General features: G+C 35.7%; 16 protein-coding genes. 10 read left to right on the plus strand and 6 right to left on the minus strand.

Features of this window, described 5'->3' with window-relative positions:
* Positions 1 to 64: 64 nt before the first annotated feature.
* The 7 genes from GTK57_RS11825 (at position 65) to GTK57_RS11855 (ending at position 8424) form a co-directional block, all read left to right on the plus strand.
* Positions 65 to 1066 carry a quinone-dependent dihydroorotate dehydrogenase gene (locus GTK57_RS11825; protein WP_152873650.1) on the plus strand — a complete coding sequence of 334 codons (1002 nt, stop codon included), beginning with the start codon at positions 65 to 67 and terminating at the stop codon, positions 1064 to 1066.
* Position 1067: 1 nt separating this feature from the next.
* Positions 1068 to 1652, plus strand: coding sequence for a CvpA family protein (locus GTK57_RS11830; RefSeq protein ID WP_152873651.1), 585 nt, complete (start codon positions 1068 to 1070; stop codon positions 1650 to 1652).
* Between the two features lie 24 nt (positions 1653 to 1676).
* On the plus strand, positions 1677 to 3215 hold the full coding sequence (purF, locus tag GTK57_RS11835) for an amidophosphoribosyltransferase (protein ID WP_152873652.1): 1539 nt from the start codon (positions 1677 to 1679) through the stop codon (positions 3213 to 3215).
* A gap of 90 nt (positions 3216 to 3305) precedes the next feature.
* Complete coding sequence (locus GTK57_RS11840) at positions 3306 to 5195, plus strand: M48 family metallopeptidase (RefSeq protein ID WP_152873653.1); 1890 nt, start codon at positions 3306 to 3308, stop codon at positions 5193 to 5195.
* Positions 5196 to 5284: 89 nt separating this feature from the next.
* On the plus strand, positions 5285 to 5923 hold the full coding sequence (locus tag GTK57_RS11845; RefSeq protein WP_152873654.1) for a hypothetical protein: 639 nt from the start codon (positions 5285 to 5287) through the stop codon (positions 5921 to 5923).
* A gap of 11 nt (positions 5924 to 5934) precedes the next feature.
* Positions 5935 to 6912, plus strand: coding sequence for a 2-hydroxyacid dehydrogenase (locus GTK57_RS11850; protein WP_152873655.1), 978 nt, complete (start codon positions 5935 to 5937; stop codon positions 6910 to 6912).
* 72 nt (positions 6913 to 6984) lie between these two features.
* Positions 6985 to 8424: a M48 family metalloprotease gene (locus GTK57_RS11855; RefSeq protein ID WP_378226822.1), complete on the plus strand. Its 1440-nt coding sequence runs from the start codon at positions 6985 to 6987 to the stop codon at positions 8422 to 8424.
* Positions 8425 to 8543: 119 nt separating this feature from the next.
* Here GTK57_RS11855 and GTK57_RS11860 read toward each other — a convergent pair whose 3' ends face one another.
* Both GTK57_RS11860 and rpsU read right to left on the minus strand, forming a co-directional pair.
* Complete coding sequence (locus GTK57_RS11860; protein WP_152873656.1) at positions 8544 to 8990, minus strand: GatB/YqeY domain-containing protein; 447 nt, start codon at positions 8988 to 8990, stop codon at positions 8544 to 8546.
* A 33-nt stretch (positions 8991 to 9023) separates the two neighbouring features.
* The gene (rpsU, locus tag GTK57_RS11865) at positions 9024 to 9239 is read right to left on the minus strand and encodes a 30S ribosomal protein S21 (protein WP_001136722.1); all 216 of its coding nucleotides are present in this window, start codon (positions 9237 to 9239) and stop codon (positions 9024 to 9026) included.
* A gap of 146 nt (positions 9240 to 9385) precedes the next feature.
* Here rpsU and tsaD point away from each other — a divergent pair, with 146 nt between their 5' ends.
* Together tsaD and GTK57_RS11875 are read left to right on the plus strand one after the other, a co-directional pair.
* Entirely contained in the window at positions 9386 to 10402 is a 1017-nt protein-coding gene (gene tsaD / locus GTK57_RS11870; RefSeq protein WP_152873657.1) for a tRNA (adenosine(37)-N6)-threonylcarbamoyltransferase complex transferase subunit TsaD, read from the plus strand.
* A gap of 296 nt (positions 10403 to 10698) precedes the next feature.
* Positions 10699 to 11922 carry an acyl-CoA dehydrogenase family protein gene (locus GTK57_RS11875; protein ID WP_152873658.1) on the plus strand — a complete coding sequence of 408 codons (1224 nt, stop codon included), beginning with the start codon at positions 10699 to 10701 and terminating at the stop codon, positions 11920 to 11922.
* A 58-nt stretch (positions 11923 to 11980) separates the two neighbouring features.
* On the opposite strand, the gene GTK57_RS11880 is transcribed toward GTK57_RS11875, so the two are convergent.
* From GTK57_RS11880 to GTK57_RS11895, 4 genes are all read right to left on the minus strand, one after another.
* The gene (locus tag GTK57_RS11880) at positions 11981 to 12307 is read right to left on the minus strand and encodes a hypothetical protein (protein WP_152873659.1); all 327 of its coding nucleotides are present in this window, start codon (positions 12305 to 12307) and stop codon (positions 11981 to 11983) included.
* Positions 12308 to 12507: 200 nt separating this feature from the next.
* Positions 12508 to 12825, minus strand: a complete 318-nt coding sequence (locus GTK57_RS11885; RefSeq protein WP_152873660.1) for a hypothetical protein — start codon at positions 12823 to 12825, stop codon at positions 12508 to 12510.
* A gap of 166 nt (positions 12826 to 12991) precedes the next feature.
* Positions 12992 to 15616 (minus strand): DNA mismatch repair protein MutS, encoded by a 2625-nt coding sequence (gene mutS / locus GTK57_RS11890; protein WP_152873661.1) that lies wholly within the window; start codon positions 15614 to 15616, stop codon positions 12992 to 12994.
* Positions 15617 to 16062: 446 nt separating this feature from the next.
* Positions 16063 to 16914 (minus strand): siderophore-interacting protein, encoded by an 852-nt coding sequence (locus tag GTK57_RS11895; protein ID WP_152873662.1) that lies wholly within the window; start codon positions 16912 to 16914, stop codon positions 16063 to 16065.
* Positions 16915 to 17167: 253 nt separating this feature from the next.
* Here GTK57_RS11895 and GTK57_RS11900 point away from each other — a divergent pair, with 253 nt between their 5' ends.
* Complete coding sequence (locus GTK57_RS11900) at positions 17168 to 19078, plus strand: AMP-binding protein (protein WP_163123826.1); 1911 nt, start codon at positions 17168 to 17170, stop codon at positions 19076 to 19078.
* The last annotated feature ends 441 nt before the right edge of the window (positions 19079 to 19519 follow it).

Consider the following 19519-nt stretch of genomic DNA (forward strand, 5'->3'; position numbering starts at 1 on the left):
ATGGTGTTTTCTACGACCTATGCCTATAATGTGTCGACTTAAAAAGCAGTAGACTTTTACCGATATGTTGTATTCTCTTGCTCGCCCTTTGTTGTTTTCTTTAGCACCAGAGCGTGCACATGAGCTGACATTATCTTTATTGAAATCAACCCATAAAATGGGCTTGATGCGAAAAAATGTTCCCTCAAAACCTGTAATGTGTATGGGAATTCAATTTCCAAACCCTGTTGGTTTGGCTGCAGGTCTAGATAAAAACGGTGCATATATAGATGCATTAGCAGATTTAGGCTTTGGCTTTATTGAAATTGGTACCATCACACCACGTCCACAAGCAGGTAATCCACACCCTCGTTTATTCCGTTTACCAAAAGCGAAAGCCATTATTAACCGTATGGGTTTTAATAATGATGGGGTGGATCAACTCATTGAAAATGTTAAGGCATCAAAATTCAAAGGAATTTTGGGGATTAATATTGGTAAAAATGCGGATACGCCTGTTGAAAATGCAGTAGATGACTATCTCATTTGCTTAGAAAAAGTTTATAACTATGCATCGTATATTACGGTAAATATTTCTTCGCCTAATACGAAAAACCTGAGAAGCTTACAAAGTGGCGATGCTTTAACAGAATTGCTTTCAACTTTGAAAGATCGTCAGCTTGAATTGGCTGAAGAACATCAACATTACGTTCCTTTGGTTTTAAAAGTTGCGCCAGATTTAGAAGCTGAAGACATTCAATTTATTTCGAAACAGTTGATTGAGTTTAAGATTGACGGATTGATCGTTACAAATACCACTTTATCTCGTGAAGGTGTAGAAGGTTTACCTTTTGGCGAAGAAGCGGGTGGTTTATCTGGTGCGCCTGTATTTGAAAAGAGTACGGCATGTTTGTCTGCTTTTTCCAAAGCATTAAATGGTCAAGTTCCACTCATTGGTGTGGGTGGAATCCTGTCTGGTGAACAAGCTGTTGCGAAGCGTGAAGCGGGTGCAAGTCTTGTTCAGGTGTATAGTGGTTTAATCTATACAGGTCCAGACTTAATTAAAGATTGTATTAACGCGCTGTAATATGAATACATTAGATGTCTTTATATTGATCATTCTGCTCATTGGAGGGCTAAACGGTTTGCGACAAGGATTCATTAAAGCCTTTGCGAACTTGGTTGGATGGATTTTTGCACTCATTATTGCTGCAAAATACTCTTCAAGCCTAGCGCCTCTCATGATTCCACTGAGCTCAGATCCAGTCGTTCAAAAGATATCTGCGTTTGCTTTCATTGTTTTAGTGATTATTGTATCAACATGGATTGTGACATCCCTTTTAAATGGAATACTGAAATCGCTTAAGCTTGGGCCATTAAATAGATTGGCTGGCGGTGCATTTGGTACATTGAAAGGATTATTGGTTGTGCTTGTCACAATGCAAGGGATTGGACCTTGGGTTGAAAGCTCACCGCATTGGAAACAATCTAAATTCATACAACATTTACTTCCGTATGCACCTTGGGCAACTGAATTGTCTAAAGAAGCTGCAAATGAAGCTTTAAAGCACATGAAACCTGAAGATGCTCCGAAATCTTCGGGTTTATCATCTGAACATTCACAAAAAAGTAGTGAAAAATCAGATGAATCAACAAATAATCCTTTTTATTAATCCTAGCTTGTCTGCGAGGTTGTTATGTGTGGAATTGTTGGTATAGCTGGTAAATCGCCTGTTAACCAAATGTTGTTTGATGCTTTGACGATGTTACAACATCGTGGACAAGATGCGGCGGGTATCGTGACATGTCATGAAGGGCGTTTATTCCTTCGTAAAGACAATGGTATGGTTCGTGATGTGTTTCATACACGTCACATGCGTGCATTACAAGGTAATTACGGCATTGGTCATGTACGCTATCCTACTGCAGGTTCTTCAAGCAGTGCTGAAGCACAACCTTTTTACGTAAACTCTCCGTACGGTATTACCTTGGCACACAATGGTAATTTAACCAACGCAAAAGAAATACATGATGACTTATTCAAAACTGACTTACGTCATATGAATACAGATTCAGACTCTGAAGTGTTGCTAAACGTATTGGCACATGAGCTGCAAAATCGTGGTAAGTTAAACCCAACAGCAGAAGATATTTTCCATGTTGTAACGCGTGTACATGAGCGTTGTAAAGGTGGATATGCAGTTGTTGCAATGATCACAGGTCATGGCATTATTGGTTTCCGTGATCCAAATGGTATTCGTCCATTAATTTTAGGTTCACGTGACACAGAATTGGGTAAAGAATATATCTTGGCCTCTGAATCTGTTGCATTAACGTCTTTAGGTTTTAAAACAGAACGTGATGTTGTTCCTGGTGAAGCAATTTTTATTGATGCAGATGGTCAATTATTCACAAAACAATGTGCTGAAAACTCTGAATATCGTCCATGTATTTTTGAATATGTCTATTTCGCACGTCCAGATGCAACTATTGATGGTATTTCAGTTTACAAAGCGCGTTTGAAAATGGGCGAAAAACTTGCGCAAAAAATCTCGCGTGAGTGGGGTGAAGAACATGATATTGATGTTGTTATCCCAATTCCAGATACATCGCGTACTTCAGCCTTAGAACTTGCAAACTTCTTGGGTGTGAAATTCCGTGAAGGCTTTATGAAAAACCGTTATATCGGTCGTACATTTATTATGCCTGGTCAACAACAACGTGAAAAATCGGTTCGTCAAAAGCTGAACCCTGTTGAGCTTGAGTTCCAAAACAAAAATGTTTTACTTGTGGATGACTCCATTGTGCGTGGTACAACGTGTAATGAGATTATCCAAATGGCGCGTGATGCAGGTGCAAAAAAAGTATTTTTTGCTTCAGCAGCGCCAATGGTAAAATATCCAAACGTTTATGGTATTGATATGCCAGCAAGAACTGAGCTTATTGCATCAGGTCGTAGCGTTGAAGAAATTCGTGAAATTATTGGTGCAGATCGCTTAATTTTCCAAGATTTGGAAGATTTAAAAGATGCAGTAAGAACCACAAAAGTACCTGAAGTTAAAGACTTTGATTGCTCGGTATTTAATGGTGTTTATGTTGCGGGCGGTATTGATGAAGCATATTTAGATAATTTGCAAAATCAACGTAACGAAAGCGCAAAAAAACGTAAAGATGGTTATATTGACGTAAATGTTGATGCGGCATCTGTAGATTTGACAGGTTTGCAAGAAGAATAAATTTTTTCTTGTTCATAGAAAAGCGGGAAATTCCCGCTTTTTTAATTTATGATGTTCCTATAGACAGCAAAAATATTGGGAAAATTTACATTGAAGGATGTAAGTTATTATTTTATAAAAAATAAAAATATGGTTTTAACAACCTGTATTTGGGCTATTGCGGTCATTTTAACGCTTGGGATATTTAATATTCTTCTTGGGGTTGTTGTTCATTATTTTGATCAGAGCCAAGCCATCTTATTGAATGAATTTAGTCTGTGTTCTGTCATTATTATTTTTTCTATTATGTGTGTGTCTATAGCCATTGAATGCTATATCCATCGGTCGGGTGGACATTCTTTAGCAAAAAAATTAAAAGCACGATCTTTGAATTTTTTAGAAAGTACGCCAGAAGAATATGCAGCATTAACAATTGTTTCAAACTTAGCGAAAAAATTTAAAATAGAAACACCTGCTGTATATGTCTTGCCAGATGAAGTGGGTGTGAATGCCTTAACAGCGGGTTTTCATCCTAAAGATATCGTGATTATCTTAACGTGGGGGGCATTACAAAATTTAGATCAACAAGAGTTATATGGTCTGTTAAGTCATGAATTTAATCGTATTTTATCTGGCGAAACTGCAAAAAATACAAAAATTAAAATTTTATATAGTAGTTTGACCTCGTTTAGCCAGTTGGGAAGTAAATTGGCGAAAAGAGGGTTTAATCGGAACTATATGCAAGATCCGCATAAGCTTTCAACGGCTTTTATTGCATTGGGTGGTGTAATTTGGTTGGTGGGTAGCTTAGGTGTTTTGATTAATCGATTGGTTAAATACATCACATTAAGCGGGCGTACATTTGAAAATGATTTAAATACAAAAAAACTGATTAAAAATAATGCCAATATTCAAATTTTATTGCGTATTTATGTGCATCATGCAGGCTCGCAAATACATAGTGAATTTTCAGAATCTATCTCACATATGTGTTTTGCAAACTCTTTAAGCCCACAAAGTTGGATGAATATTCATCCAAGTATTGAAGCGAGGATTTTTGAATTAGATCCAGCTTTGGTTAAAGATTTACAGCTCGAAAATTTAAAAAAAATTCGTTATTTACCTTGGTTTAGTTTATTTCGCTCTTTAGAAGAGTTGAGTGCAGATTATGCCACGCCATGGGAATCACCACAGCCACTGCCATTGCTGCGCTTGTCTCCCATTAGTTTTGCATTGAAAGATGCCATTAAGCCTTTGAATCCTGAGGTTCGTGCGAACATGACTCGCCCAGAGTTAATTCAACGTGCGCTACAAACTTCTACAGGCTCACGTGAAGTGATGGTTGCCATTCTCATGATTCGCCAATATCGTGAATTTATTCCTGCAGATGCAGAAGTAAGTCGTGCAATTGTTGATGCATTATTAAATGAAGATGGACGTATTCATGTCGCTATTTTTCATGAGGCTTGTGGCAATATTGGTCGAATGCCTTTGAGTGTTGCGCGTCAATTTTTAACAAAACTGGCAAAAATCATTCAAGAAGATGGTGAAATTGGCTTATTAGATGCTTTGCTATTAGAGCGTGTAAAATATGAGTTAAACCTTTTACCAACCCATATTCCAACATCTTTAGCAGAAGTAAAACTTCATATCGTCCGCTTAATTGATGCACTTTTACATGTTCAACAAATTAATAGTGAAAGTCAGTTAGAAGTTCGAGAGAGAATATTAAGTCGAATTCTAACTCCAGAGGAAGTGGTTTTTTATGAAGATATTTCGGACGAGCCGATAGATTTAGCGGATATATTACAAGATATGTCGGGTTTATTATTGCGAGAACGCTTAAATATTCTAAGTATTGCTGAAGTTTGTTTATGGAATGATCGAATTATCACGCAAGATGAGCTTGATGTTTTAGAACTTTTATATTGGCGACTAGGTTTTGAAAGCGATGAAATTGTGGAATTGATGCATAAGAAAAACAGTTTGATCATTATTTAATTTAGTGGTTTAAATATAAGAGAAAATTAAACGTATTGTCGTTAGAATAGGCATAGAAATTTAATAGATAATTTAGTGTAGAAAATTTGATGATTGGGCATTCACGTGAAGTATTAGCAAGCTTAGGAATTGATGTTTGGATTTCTAGAGGAGCTGTGTGCCAAGAATTATCAAACCCAAGTATTTGGCGCGATCAAAATACTGTAGAGCTTGTGATGGAACAAATTCCTCATCACCAGCCGATTATTGAAAAAGTTCCACTTTTACCAGATCCAATTGTATCTTTTGAGTCTGAAAAAGTTCTTGAGCAATCAAAAGAAAAACCACTTGAGCCTATTATTGAGCAAGATGTTCGTCCTGCACTGAAAATAGAGTCATTTAATATTCAGGCTTTGGTTTTACCTTATTTGGTTATTTTAATGGAAGGGTCGAATATTACTGCTGACCAACAACTTTTGTGGGCAAATATACAGCGTGGCATTCATGCTGAATTTTCTGAATTAAATTGGCCATTTGCGCTACCAGATTTACAAGATGGTTATGCTGTTGAAAGTTATATCCAAGGTTTCTTGGATGTTATTTCCATGGATAAAAATATCTTAACTTTGGGGGAAATTCCCCATTATCAAAAATCGAACATTACACATTTGGCAAGTTTGCAAGAAATGTTAGATGAGCCTCTATTGAAAAAAAGGTTATGGAAATTTATACAAACTAAAACGGGATGAAAGGGAAAGCAATGCGTAAAAAAGTCGTGGTATTTAGCCAAATAGATTTAGAAGTATTAGAAAAACTTAAAGAAAAATATGATGTAAGTGTAATCAACCCTAAACTGGGTGATTTAAATGAACAAATATTAAAAGAAGTTACGCATGCAGATGCCTTAATTGGTGCAGGTCGCTTACTAAATGAAAGTAACCTACATTCTGCAACAAAGCTAAAAGTGATTTCTAGCGTAAGTGTTGGTTATGATAATTACGACCTAAATTATTTGAATGATAAAAATATTCTGCTGTGTAATACCCAGCATGTTCTAACTGAAAGTACCGCTGACTTGGCATTTACATTACTGATGAGTGCTGCAAGAAAAGTCCCATCACTTGATCGTTGGGTGAAAAATGGTGAATGGACACGTACAATCGGAGCTGATGAGTTTGGTCAGGATATTCATGGCAAAGCATTGGGTATTATTGGTTTAGGGCATATTGGTGCAGCAATTGCGAGACGGGGGTTTTATGGCTTTAATATGAATGTTTTATATCATAACCGTAAGCCAAAACCAGAGATTGCACATTCTTTAAGTGCGCAATATTGTAGTTTGACTGAATTGTTGCAGCGTTCCGATTATGTTGTTGTGGTGGTAGATTCAAATGCAGAATCTCAAGCATTAATTGGTGAAAAAGAACTCAACTTAATGCAGAAACATGCCGTCATTATTAATATTTCTCGTGGTGCTGTTATTGATGAAAATGCATTAATTCAAGCTTTGAAAAATAGAAAAATATTTGCAGCAGGTCTGGATGTTTATCAAACAGAACCATTACAAAGCTCTGAGTTATTTGAACTCGATAATGTGGTTACGCTACCGCATATTGGCTCAGCAACCGCAAGCACACGTAAAAAAATGGCAGAACTTGCTTACCAAAACTTGGTGGATGTTTTAGATGGGAAGCAACCACAATATGTTGTGAATGCTTCATTGTTATCAATGAAATAACACATCATTGCATATCTATTCATATTTGAATGCTATATTTTAATAGGTAGACATCATGGATAGAGATTAATTTTGAAAAAAATTATATGTGCAATTGGACTTGGTTTAAGTTCGGTAATGACATGTGCAGATGATCATTCATTTAATCAAAAAACTCAATTTGATGTTCCTGAAATTGGGAGTGGTGTTGGACTTTTAGATCAACAAAAAGAAAAATTTATTGGCGAAAAAGTTTACCGTGAAGTACAGCGTCAAATGCCTGTACTTCACAATCCATGGTTGGAAGATCAGTTATTTTCCATATTTACTCAAATTTTAAGTCAAACTCAGCTTTCTAAACCGGTGGGTTTGGTTGTGGTTAATGATAATCAAATTAATGCTTTTGCGGTACCTGGTGGTTTATTCGCATTAAATACAGGTCTTATTACATCTGCAAAAACAATGGACGAAGTGGTAGGGGTGATGTCGCATGAAATTGCACATGTTACACAACGTCATTACAGTCGTTCGCAAGAAGCATTCAAAGGACAAGGATTATTAGCGCTTGCAGGTATTCTGGTGGGGGCTTTGGTTGCTACGCAATCAGACTCCAATGCAGGTGCTGCTGTTATGTTGGGTTCGCAGGCTGCGCTTATTGATAAACAGCTTTCTTATAGTCGTAATCAAGAGCGTGAAGCTGACCGTATTGGTATGCAATATATGTATGCTGCAGGATATAACCCTGAGGGTATGGCGGACTTTTTTGAGGTGATGAACCGTGCCACTGCTCGTGTAAGTTATTTACCTGATTTTTGGTTTACACATCCACTTACAACAGAACGAATGAGTGAGGCACGTTTACGGGCGAGGCAATTACCCAAAGTACGACAAAAGCTAGATCAGACTGATTTTGAAATATTAAAACAATATACGGCAGTGCTATCGAATCAACGTACTGAACAACAGCTTAAAAATTTGGTATCTACAAATAGTGTGGCAAGTTATATTGCACTTGCTGCGTATTATTTAAATTCAGGTGAATATGTTGCTGCACAAAATGCATTAAATGAAGCTAAAAAACACAATAAATCTCATAACTTATTAACGTTAATTCAAACGGATATTTACTTGGGTCAAAATAAGATTGATTTAGCATTGAATGAAATTCAATCTTTAGCGAATGTCACTCCAGAAAATCGTGCATTAAATTTTAAGCTTGCAGAAGTATTGATTCGAAAAAATATGCAATCGGAAGCTCAGGCAGCAATTCAAAGATTTATAAGAAAGAATCCAATCGATTCGGCAGCATGGTTGTTGATGCAGCAATCTGCTAATGCAGATAAGACAAATCCTTTACGAACCGTTAATGTATTGAGATATAGGGCAGAAGTGCAGTATTGGACAGGTTGGGAGGATGACGCGATTAAATCTTTATTACATGCGCAGCGTTTATCTAAGGAAAATTTAGCCATGTCGGAGACAATTAAAAAGCGTTTAACTGAAATGCAAAAAGAAAGGCAGTATAGGGTATAAAAAGAAACGGTAATGAGTTTAAAGGGGGTAATTATTTTATTTTAGTGGTATTTTAAATTTGACGTTATGAACTGACTTTCTACAAAGACAGTTCAACGTAATTTCACTGATTTAAGATATTAAGCCAGTTTCGCTTTAATTTTGCTAGAAACTAGAGAAGGATCGGCGCGCCCGGCTATGAGCGGACGCAGAGAGTTCATCACCTTACCCATATCTTTCATGCTAGTAGCTTCTTGCGCAGAGATAGTTTGCGCAATGATAGAATCAAGTTCTTCCTCAGTCATAGCTTCTGGTAGAAATTGAGATAAAACCTCAAGTTCGGCTTGTTCTTTACTAGCTAAATCATCTCGATTAGCACCTAGAAAGGCTTTAATCGATTCTTTACGTTGTTTTATTTGCTTTTCAATGACCGCAAGAACTTGAGCGTCGTCAAGTTCAACACGATCATCGACTTCGATTTGCTTAATTGCCGCCTGCAGACCACGAATTACCGTTAACGTTGACATTTCTTTAGCACGCATTGTTGCTTTCAAAACGTCTGTTATTTGGTTTTTTAAAGTAGTCATTTAGTTATCCAGGCAGTCAATCACAAATTAATCTTAGTAAAGGCGAGTAGTACGTACTGATTCACGCGCCAATTTCTTTTGGTAGCGTTTAACAGCAGCAGCTTTTTTACGTTTACGTTCTTGAGTTGGTTTCTCGTAGAATTCGCGTTTACGAACGTCAGCTAAAACACCAGCTTTTTCGCATGAACGTTTGAAGCGACGGATAGCTACGTCTACTGGTTCGCCTTCTTTCAATTTAACTTGTGGCATGAAGAATCCTCATTAAGTTATGGATAAGATCTAGACTGGATTGTCTTAGATCACAAGTGAAGTGCAGTATTTTACTCATTTACATCTCATACCACAAGTCTATAATAGGTCTCGCATTTGATTTGATACAATTTATAGGCAATTTAATGATCGTTTTGGGCTTAGAAACGTCTTGTGATGAAACAGGACTTGCGTTGTATGACAGCGAGTTAGGGTTACGAGGGCAGGTACTTTACAGCCAAATTAAATTGCATGCTGAATATGGTGGTGTTGTACCAGAGCTTGCATCTCGTGATCATGTTAGAAAGTTAATTCCATTAATAAATCAATTGCTTGAAGAAAGTAATTTAAAGAAATCTGAAATTGATGCGATTGCTTATACTCGTGGTCCAGGCTTAATGGGCGCATTAATGACAGGAGCTTTATTTGGTCGAACCTTAGCTTTTGCTTTAAATAAACCTGCAATTGGCGTTCATCATATGGAAGGTCATATGCTTGCGCCATTATTGTCTGAAACTCCTCCAGAATTTCCGTTTGTCGCTTTATTGGTCTCTGGTGGGCATACACAATTGATGGCTGCATATGGAATTGGGCAATATGAGCTACTCGGTGAGTCTATTGATGATGCAGCAGGTGAAGCATTTGATAAAGTAGCGAAAATGTTGAAATTGCCATATCCAGGTGGTCCAAACATTTCCAAGCTTGCAGAACAAGGGAATAAAGAAGCGTTTGAGTTTCCACGACCAATGTTGCATCAAGGGTTAAACTTTTCATTTAGCGGCTTAAAAACAGCAGTTTCCGTACAGCTTAAAAAGCTTAATGGTGAAGAGCATGATGCAGACATTGCAGCAAGTTTCCAAGAAGCACTTGTAGATACTTTGGTGAAAAAATCTGTAAAAGCCTTAAAGCAAACAGGTTTAAAGCGATTAGTGATTGCTGGTGGTGTAAGTGCGAACAAGCGTTTGCGTGAACGTTTAGAAGCAGGTTTATCAAAAATTAAAGCACAGGTTTATTATGCAGAACCTGCTTTATGTACTGATAATGGTGCGATGATTGCATTTGCAGGTTATCAACGTTTGAAAAACGGGCAAACGGATGGTTTATCTGTAACCACTACACCACGTTGGCCAATGACGGAATTAACAAATCCGAATCAGGCTTAGTTAAACTTCATCAGAGAATCTTATAAATAAAAAAGAGGCTTAATGCCTCTTTTTTATTTTGAAATTTTAATTTTTAAAATATAGCTCACATCTACTTATATATTTTTGAATAAAAGGATCATTTATATGGTTTTAAAAAAATGAAACGGATGGTTTTACCATTTTTATTGTAATGGAAATCGATTAAAAATATATCTAAAAAACGTCATTCTTAATCACATTTGCTTGGTTGGTATTTTCTCATTTTAAAAATAACCTTGAACAAAATAGAGCGTTTTAAATTTTGGAGAATATGGATGACTGTATTTATTGACCCGAGTCAAAATAAAATAAATAGAAAATATGACTATATTGAGAGTCAGGAATTTAAAGACTTTTTAAACTTTTTAGAACAAGATGCCAATGAACGTCAAATATTGGGTGGGGCTGCACCCTATAAAGCTATTGAGAAAATAAAAGAACTTAAATTAGGTGCGTTAAGACTACCGATTGAACTTGGCGGAAAAGGCGTAAGTATTGAGGAACTATTTAAAATTTTTATTGAAATTGCTCAGTTTGATAATGATATTCCACAAATATTACGCTCACATTTTCAATTTGTTGAAGATTTATTAAAATCGAATCATGCAAAATTTCAAGCACATTGGATTGAAGAGATTCTTAAAGGAAAAGTCATTGGTAATGCATTTACTGAGCCTGTCAGTTCGGCTGTTGTTGGTAGTGGAGAGTATCAAACAAGACTAGTAAAAGTAGAAAATCACTACGAAGTAACGGGCACTAAAATATTTTCTACAGGTACACTTTATGCAGACTATGTATCTATTCGTGTAAGTGATGAAAATAATTTAGGTTTATCTGTCATTGTTCCAACAAATAGAAAAGGTGTTTTACGTTTAGATGATTGGGATGGAATAGGGCAAAAATTTACGGCAAGTGGAACAACAAAATTCGATAGAGTAATTGTCAATTCAGACGAAATTCATCCTATTGAGGCTGAACAAGTCAAATTTAAACCATTTACCCAATTGTTATTACATTCTGTGATTGCAGGAATTGTGAAAGCCATTGCACGTGAAGCAACAGATTTAGTTAAAAGCCGTCAACGGACTTTTGTTTATGCGGTTCATCAAGACCCAAAACAAGATCCTTTGTTGTTGGAAAAAGTTGGTGAAATTGTTGCATCTTCATATATTGTTGAAAATGCCGTATTAAGTGCAGCACATGCACAAGATCGAGCATTTAAAACAACGAAGGATGGTATTACAGATTATCAACTCAGTCATCAAGCTGCATTGGAGGCATCATTGGTTAAAATATCAATTGAACCATTGGCATTAAAAGCAGCAAGTTTATTATTTGATGTTACTGGTGCTTCATCTACACGCTTAAAATATGATTTAGACCGTCATTGGCGCAATATTCGAACGCTGGCTTCGCATAATCCTGCTCAATTTAAAGCGTATGCAGTGGGAAATTTATGGGTGAATGGTACTGATTTGCCGAATAATGTTTATTTCTAAGTTTGTTCATCATTAAATTAAAAAAAGCTCATAAAAATGAGCTTTTTTTCATCTTAAATTAAGATTTTTTAAAATAAGAAATGGTTAAATTTATACAAATTCCAAGCTGTAAAAGAATAAAGCTGAAACCTAAAAACTTCCATAAATGGGTAGGGACTTGTTTCATCACATCTAGAAATAATGCTATGAATGCAATAAGTACCAAAGATAAAGCAGATGCATGAATATATTTATTGGGTATTGCTTTTTGATAAATAAAATATCCAACAAAGACAAAACCTAAAAAGAATATAGGTTCAATAAATTGTGAAAGCTGATCTTTTGTCAGGAACAAATTGCCAATCATGGTTAGTATGACAACACAAATCACCATGGCAAATAACATGCTCATTCCAAAGGCAAAAAATTTGAAGTTCATAAGTGATATAGGATTGTCTGAAAGTGCAGTACTTTAAGGAATAATGAAGTACTAAGCAAAATTTTTTTATAATCTAAGTTATAAAAATAAAATAGAGACTAATTGTTTTTATTATTAATGCAAAGATACGTAATCGAGTAATATCGATTACGTATCTTAAATCGATATTACTTAGCTTGGTTAATGCCAACTAAGAATTGACTGCATGTAGAATCAGGTGAAGCAGCATCAACTTGTGCCTTAGTTAGCGCCAATTTTGATGCAACTGAAGCATAGCTTTTATTCAGTTCTTGACCTGTTAAAGTACCAAGTTCTTTTACTTGTTCAGCTGTAAGTAATTTGTTGTCAACAGCTTGGGTGATAATTGTACATGCAGTTGTTGCAGCAACATATCGAGCTGTTAATTGTGAATAAGAAACATAACCAGCAATTGAACCAATCGCTAAGCTAATAACAATTAGCAAAGCAGCTTGACTTTTTTTCATTATATAAAGCCTATAATTTATGAATAAAAATATACTTTATATTAAAATAATGTGATTAACTTTACGTTTTTAATTATTAATTTGTTGTTTTTGTGTACAAATATAAAAAATAAAGACCTGTAATAATGATACAAGTCCTTATTTTTTACTTGAAGGGAAGTGTAAATTAAAGTTTTTCTTTCAATGCATATAATTGTTCAAGCGCTTGTCTTGGCGTTAAATTATCGACATCAATAGACTGAAGATATTCTAAAGCAGGAGATTGCTTCTCAATTTCAATAATACGCTCCACAACTTCAACTTCGGGTTCTATCGTAAATAAATCATTTTGCACCGATGTATTTACATTTTTGTGCTGTTGTTTTTCTAGAATTTTTAATCGGCTTTGTGCATCCTTAATGACATTTGCAGGTATGCCTGCTAATTTTGCTACTTGTAAACCATGACTCTGACTTGCAGGACCTTGCTGAACTTTATGCAATAAAATCAAATTTCCATTTAATTCTTTGGCTGTTACATGGTAGTTGTCTATTCCTATTTCTTTACTGAGTTCAGTTAATTCGAAATAGTGCGTAGCGAAAAGACATAAACATTTAATACGTTTTGTGAGATCTAGAACACATGCCCACGCCAAAGATAAACCATCATATGTACTTGTTCCACGACCTACTTCATCCATAAGCACTAAAGATTGGTTGGTGGCATGATGAAGAATTTGCGAGGTTTCAGTCATTTCAACCATAAAAGTTGATTTGCCCGTAGATAAATCATCAGCAGATCCAATACGTGTAAAGACACGATCAATAGGACCTAATATTGCCGATTGAGCAGGAACATAGCTTCCACAGTATGCAAGTAGGGCAATTAAAGCAGTTTGACGCATAAAGGTAGATTTACCACCCATATTTGGCCCAGTCACAATTGCCATGCGATGACTAAAATCTAAAGTGGTGTCATTTGGTGTAAAGGCAGATTTACTTAACTCTTCAACAACAGGATGACGACCTGCAACAATTTTGAAACCAATTTCAGGGCTAAATTCAGGTCTATTCCAACGACGTAAACGCGCTTGATGAGCAAAATTGGCAATCATATCAATTTGAGCAATTGCACTGCTCATCATTTGTAAATGACCAATATCGGTACGTAATTCTTCTAATAGCATTTCGAAAAGCATTTTTTCACGTGCAAGTGCGCGTGATTCACTTGATAAGACTTTATCTTCAAATGATTTTAATTCTGGTGTGATATATCGCTCTGCATTCTTGAGCGTTTGACGACGAATATAATGATCGGGAGCTTGCTCGGCTTGCGAACGTGTTAATTCGATGTAATAGCCGCTTACACGGTTATAGCCAATTTTTAGAGTAGAAATACCTGTGTTTTCACGCTCTTGAATTTCTAAATCAATAAGGAATTGACCTGCATGATCTCGGATTTTACGGAGTTCATCAAGTTCGCTGTCAAAGCCTTCTGCAATGACATTTCCATCACGAAGTAAAACTGGTGGATTCTCAACAATTGCAGATATTAAGCGTGTATGTAATCCATGAAAATCGCCTAACTCTTCATTTAATTGTTGAAGTAATTTAGATTGATTTGCTGAAATAATCGGTTGAAGTGCATGTCTTAAAAAGGGAATTTGAGCACATGTTTGACGTAGTTGTACTAAATCACGTGGACGCGCGCTGCCTAAAGCAATACGGCTTAAAACTCGCTCAACATCCCCAATTTCTTTTAAAACTAAACGTACAGGTGCTTCGTGATAGCCTTTAAGTAATACTGAAGTTCCGTCTAAGCGCTCATCTAAAATAGCGGTATCACGTAGCGGTTGCATCAGTGTGCGGCTCAATAAGCGACCACCCATTGCAGTTTGGCAATCATTAATGAGCTGGAATAATGATGTGCCATGTTCGAATAAAGGTTCAACTAACTCTAAATTACGACGGGTCACAGGGTCTAATGCAATAAAATCGCTACTTTGTTCGAGCTTAATAGAACGAATATGTGGTAAGGCTGTTTTTTGAGTTTCTTTGGCGTAGTGAATTAATGCAGCTGCAGCAGCTTTCGCAAGCGGTAAATGGTCTATACCAAAACCAGAAAGCGTAGATACACCAAGTTGATCGCATAAGGTTTTCTGAGCATTGTTAAAATTAAAATCAACATTTGGACGCTTGGTAATAGGGCAGTCTAAAAGTTGTTTAATATTTTCAATAATATTTGGATCTACAATATTCTCATCAACCAAAATTTCACTTGGCATTAAACGTGAAAGTTCGATGTTAAGTTGATCTATTTGAAGCGCTTGTTGTTGGACTTTAAAAATACCTGCGCTGATATCAAGTAAAGCGATACCAATTTCATTTTGTTGAATACAGATAGAAACAAGATTTGAAGATTGGTGTGCCGTAAGAAGCGCATCATCGGTGAGCGTGCCTGGTGTAATAATTCGTACAACGCCACGTTCTACAGGTGCTTTTCCTGTTACTTCACCAATTTGTTCACAAATTACAACGGTCTCGCCTTTTTTCACTAAACGAGCCAAATACCCTTCAGCTGCATGATAGGGTACACCAGCCATAGGAATTGGGTCACCATTGGCTTTTCCACGATGGGTAAGTGTAATACCTAATAATTTGGCTGCTTTTTTTGCATCATCAAAAAATAATTCGTAAAAATCGCCCATGCGATAAAACATTAATGAGTGAGGATGCTGCATTTTTATTTTAAGGTATTGCTGCATCATGGGTGTGTGGTTTTCAATATTTATTATGCTATTATTATCTTTCATTGCTATAAAACCCTTTATTTACAATGTGTTTGATAGTTTTTAACATAAAAATAATATCCGAAGGTGTGTTAGTGAATTTGATGAAATTCGATCTAAACTAAAACATTAGTGTAGGCGGCTTTAGTATAGATTTTTTTAGTTTAAACTACCGACCATTCCTGATCAATCTTGGAAAATCGGCAGTTTGAAAAAGGATAACAAAAAAAGTCAATATTTCTCTGAGTGTTAGAATAGATCGTGCAAAAGATCATCCAAATACAATAAAAAAAGTACTTTTAGTGAAAGCTATTGAAAAAATGAAAGTAGGTAATACAGATAAATCAGATATTGGATAGTATATAAGGTTAAGAGTGCATTATAGTAAAGTAGGAGTAAGGACTTTTTGCCTGACCATTCCTTTATTTGCATTAAATTCTGTTATATTTTTTAGAACATCGTTACATTTCTTAATTCGGCATATCTAAATCATCATATTCCGCCAAATTTTTACCTTGTTGAGTATGTTGTAAATAATGGTTTTCACGGACTTTATCCAACACTGAGCTTGATACACCTGCTTTCCAATATCCTGAAATCTTCACATCATTTTTATCCATTTTTTGATTTTCTAAAAAGAAATCACGTAATGCTCGAGCTTCACTCCGTTCGCAAGCTGCCCAAATCGTTTTATTTGTATAATCATTTATTTGTAATGCTGAAGCAAATAACCAGCCCTTTTGATGATGATTGGTCTTATGATGAAAATGAATTTGGATTTGATCGAATATAACTAATTGCTGAATAATATTTTCTTCAAAACTTTCAATATAAAGATCAGCACTGACGCCATGCTGCCAATGTTGCAAAATAGAATAAATCGCTGGGATCGCCGTATCATCAGCAAACATCACGACGTGTTTATCTGGGGAGAAATTAGGGGAAAAATGTGGGCGTGGTCCAATGATATTAATACTATCGCCAACCTGAACTGTATTTAACCACTGCATAGCAGGGCTAAAGTCTGCATGTTTGACTAAATCAATTTCTATTTCAGATTTTTCTGCATCAAATGCTCTTACAGTATAAACACGAGAAATAGGCTGATGACCGTCATTATTGGTAAAGAGCAGTCTTAAAGCAACGTTGGGAAGTAGCCATAATTCAGCTTGAGAAGTGTCAATTTTACCCCTAATTCTTGAGATAGATGAAAAGGGTTGAGTGATTGAGACGATGGACATTTCAATTTGTTGCATATCATGACGCGCAGCATTTTTATCTGTTAATGATTTTGAATTTTGTTTAGATGTTACTGTACTCATGCTAATAACCTTTTGAAGATCGAAAACACGCAAGTTGGTGATCTTTTATTTGAGCCATTCAGTTCACTAAGATAAAGTAAGATGGTATAAATGTAAATAATAATTATTATCATTTAAAAGGTGCTTAAAACGGTTTAATATATTTCGATTAGGCAAAAGGCAGACTTAGACACAGATCCTAATCATTGTTCCTAGTAGGCTTTAGTCTCTCTCAATTACAGTATTAAATAAAAAAGATAGAGGAAATTTACTGATGAAAGTAGATATTGATCACATGTTTGAAATGAATAATTCATATAAAAATACGGTTAAATCACAGCTTGAAATTATAGAAAATGATCATGACCTTGCTGGTGTTTTAGATTATCTACATTGCATTCAACAGCATTTGTTTTTTCAGCCCTTGAGTAAAACCGCACTAATTTATGATGAAAAATGTATTAGCTATACTGAGTTAGCACATCAAGTTAATCAGATGATGTTGGCATTGGATCGACTTCAACTCAAAAAAGGCGCAGTGGTAGCTATTCAATTAGGTAAAAGCCCCGAATATATTTATAGTGTTTTAGCTTGTGCTTTAAAAGGTTTGATCTGGTTACCGATAGACATGGATTCACCAGCACTACGACGTGAATATTTATTGGCAAATAGCCGAGTTGATTTGGTCGTTTCGAAGCAGTCGATTGAAAATTATTGTTATGTGTTGACAGATGAAATATTTAGTGAAAATACGCATAATTTTTCACAGTTAAGTACTGAAAAAGTTAATCCAACGTCTCTGATGACTTATAGCATGAGTCGTGATGCAGCTTATTATCTATATACCTCAGGCAGTACAGGTACACCTAAATGTGTAGTTCTTAATAATCGAGCAACTGCCAATGTGATTGAGCAAAGTATTGAAAAATGGCAGATGACTGCGGATGATGTGATTATGGCTGTCACGCCATTTCATCATGATATGTCTGTATTTGATGTTTTTGCATCTATGTCATTGGGAGCAACTTTAGTGATTCCAACGGCAGAACAAAGTAAAAATGCGCTGGCATGGGCAACGTTAGTAGAAAAAAACCAGATCTCGATATGGGTTAGTGTACCTGCAATTGTAGATATGTTGTGTAGTGTCGCCTATCCAGCTCAATTGCAGTCTTTGCGTTTGATTGCGCAAGGTGGGGACTATATCAAAGTAAATTTGATTGAAAAATTACGCTTACATTTACCCAATGCTCGATTATTTTCCTTAGGTGGACCGACCGAAACTACGATTTGGAGTATTTGGCATGAGATAAAAAATGCTGATCAGGATATTATCCCTTATGGTAAAGCACTGAAACATAATCAATATTTTATTTTAAATGAAAAAATGAAAGTTTGTCAGGTGGGTGAAGTTGGTCGTATGTATATGATCGGGACAAATTTATCTAACGGTTATCTTTTAGATGGAAAAATCAGCCAAAAAGATTTCGTACCTATCAGCATTTCAGTTGGCACAACTGAGATTGCATTTAGAATGAGTGATCTAGGTTATGTTCGAACAGATGGAAATATCATTTTTGCTGGACGAGAGGAAGGGTATCTCAAGGTTAAGGGGGTGCGTATCTCAGCAACTGAAGTAGAAATGGCTTTGATGAAATATACACCGATTCAAGAAATCGTGATAGTTTGCTGCACTCATCCTCAAACTGAGATTACTGAATTGGTTGCGATGTTTAGTTTGACAAATGTCCAAAAAAAAATAGATATTCAAGATTTGAAATGCCAGTTAAAAAATTATCTACCTCATTCACATATTCCCACAAAATGGTATTGTGTAGATCATTTACCTTTAACGCAAAATGCCAAAATTGATCGAAAGTTATTGCAAAAAATAGCTCAGGAACAACTGTATCCTCAAGCTCAAAATTTAAAAAATAAGCACATTGCTTTAGAGCATATTTCAGATACGGTTATGGATATTTTTCGGGAAATTGTTAAACATGAATTTTCATCTAATATTTTTTATCAAACTGAAATTCTTCGACTCGGAATCCGTACTAAACAATTAAAACAAATCGCTGAAAAAATCTCTGAAAAATATGATATTCGTTTGGACTTTTACGCACTTGCCAGTTGTAAGACCGTACAAGACGTGGTCAATCAAGTACAAAGAAAGAGATTAAATTGATCGTTGAGAGATTTAGTTAATTTATTAGAAATATAGAATAAATTTTCTGTAGATGCGGAATATTACTTTAATAACATTAAATAAAAAATGATGATTACACAGCCATTATTTTGTCTTTTTGATTATGAGTGGTTTGTGTAGGTAATCTACCTAACTTTTAAGGATGAGGCTGCAAAAAATCTCTGTTGGGCAGATGGACTACGTTCTTGTAATCCCTGTCCAACGAACGGAATTTTACTTTGTCACGGTAGTAGATTCTATCGTGAATTCGGATTTGAGTAGTTGATATCGCAAGTTAAATTTAGAATTTCATTTCAATAAGAAACCTATTCAATTTATTTTATATTCGCTTAATTTAATTCAAATCGTTTAGTCCTTTCCCTTTAGGGGGAAGAGCTACTTCGTAAGGGGGGATTAAAGAATTCTCACAGTTAATTCGTT

The sequence above is a fragment of the Acinetobacter portensis genome, assembly GCF_010646905.1.
Classification (GTDB): Bacteria; Pseudomonadota; Gammaproteobacteria; order Pseudomonadales; family Moraxellaceae; genus Acinetobacter; species Acinetobacter portensis.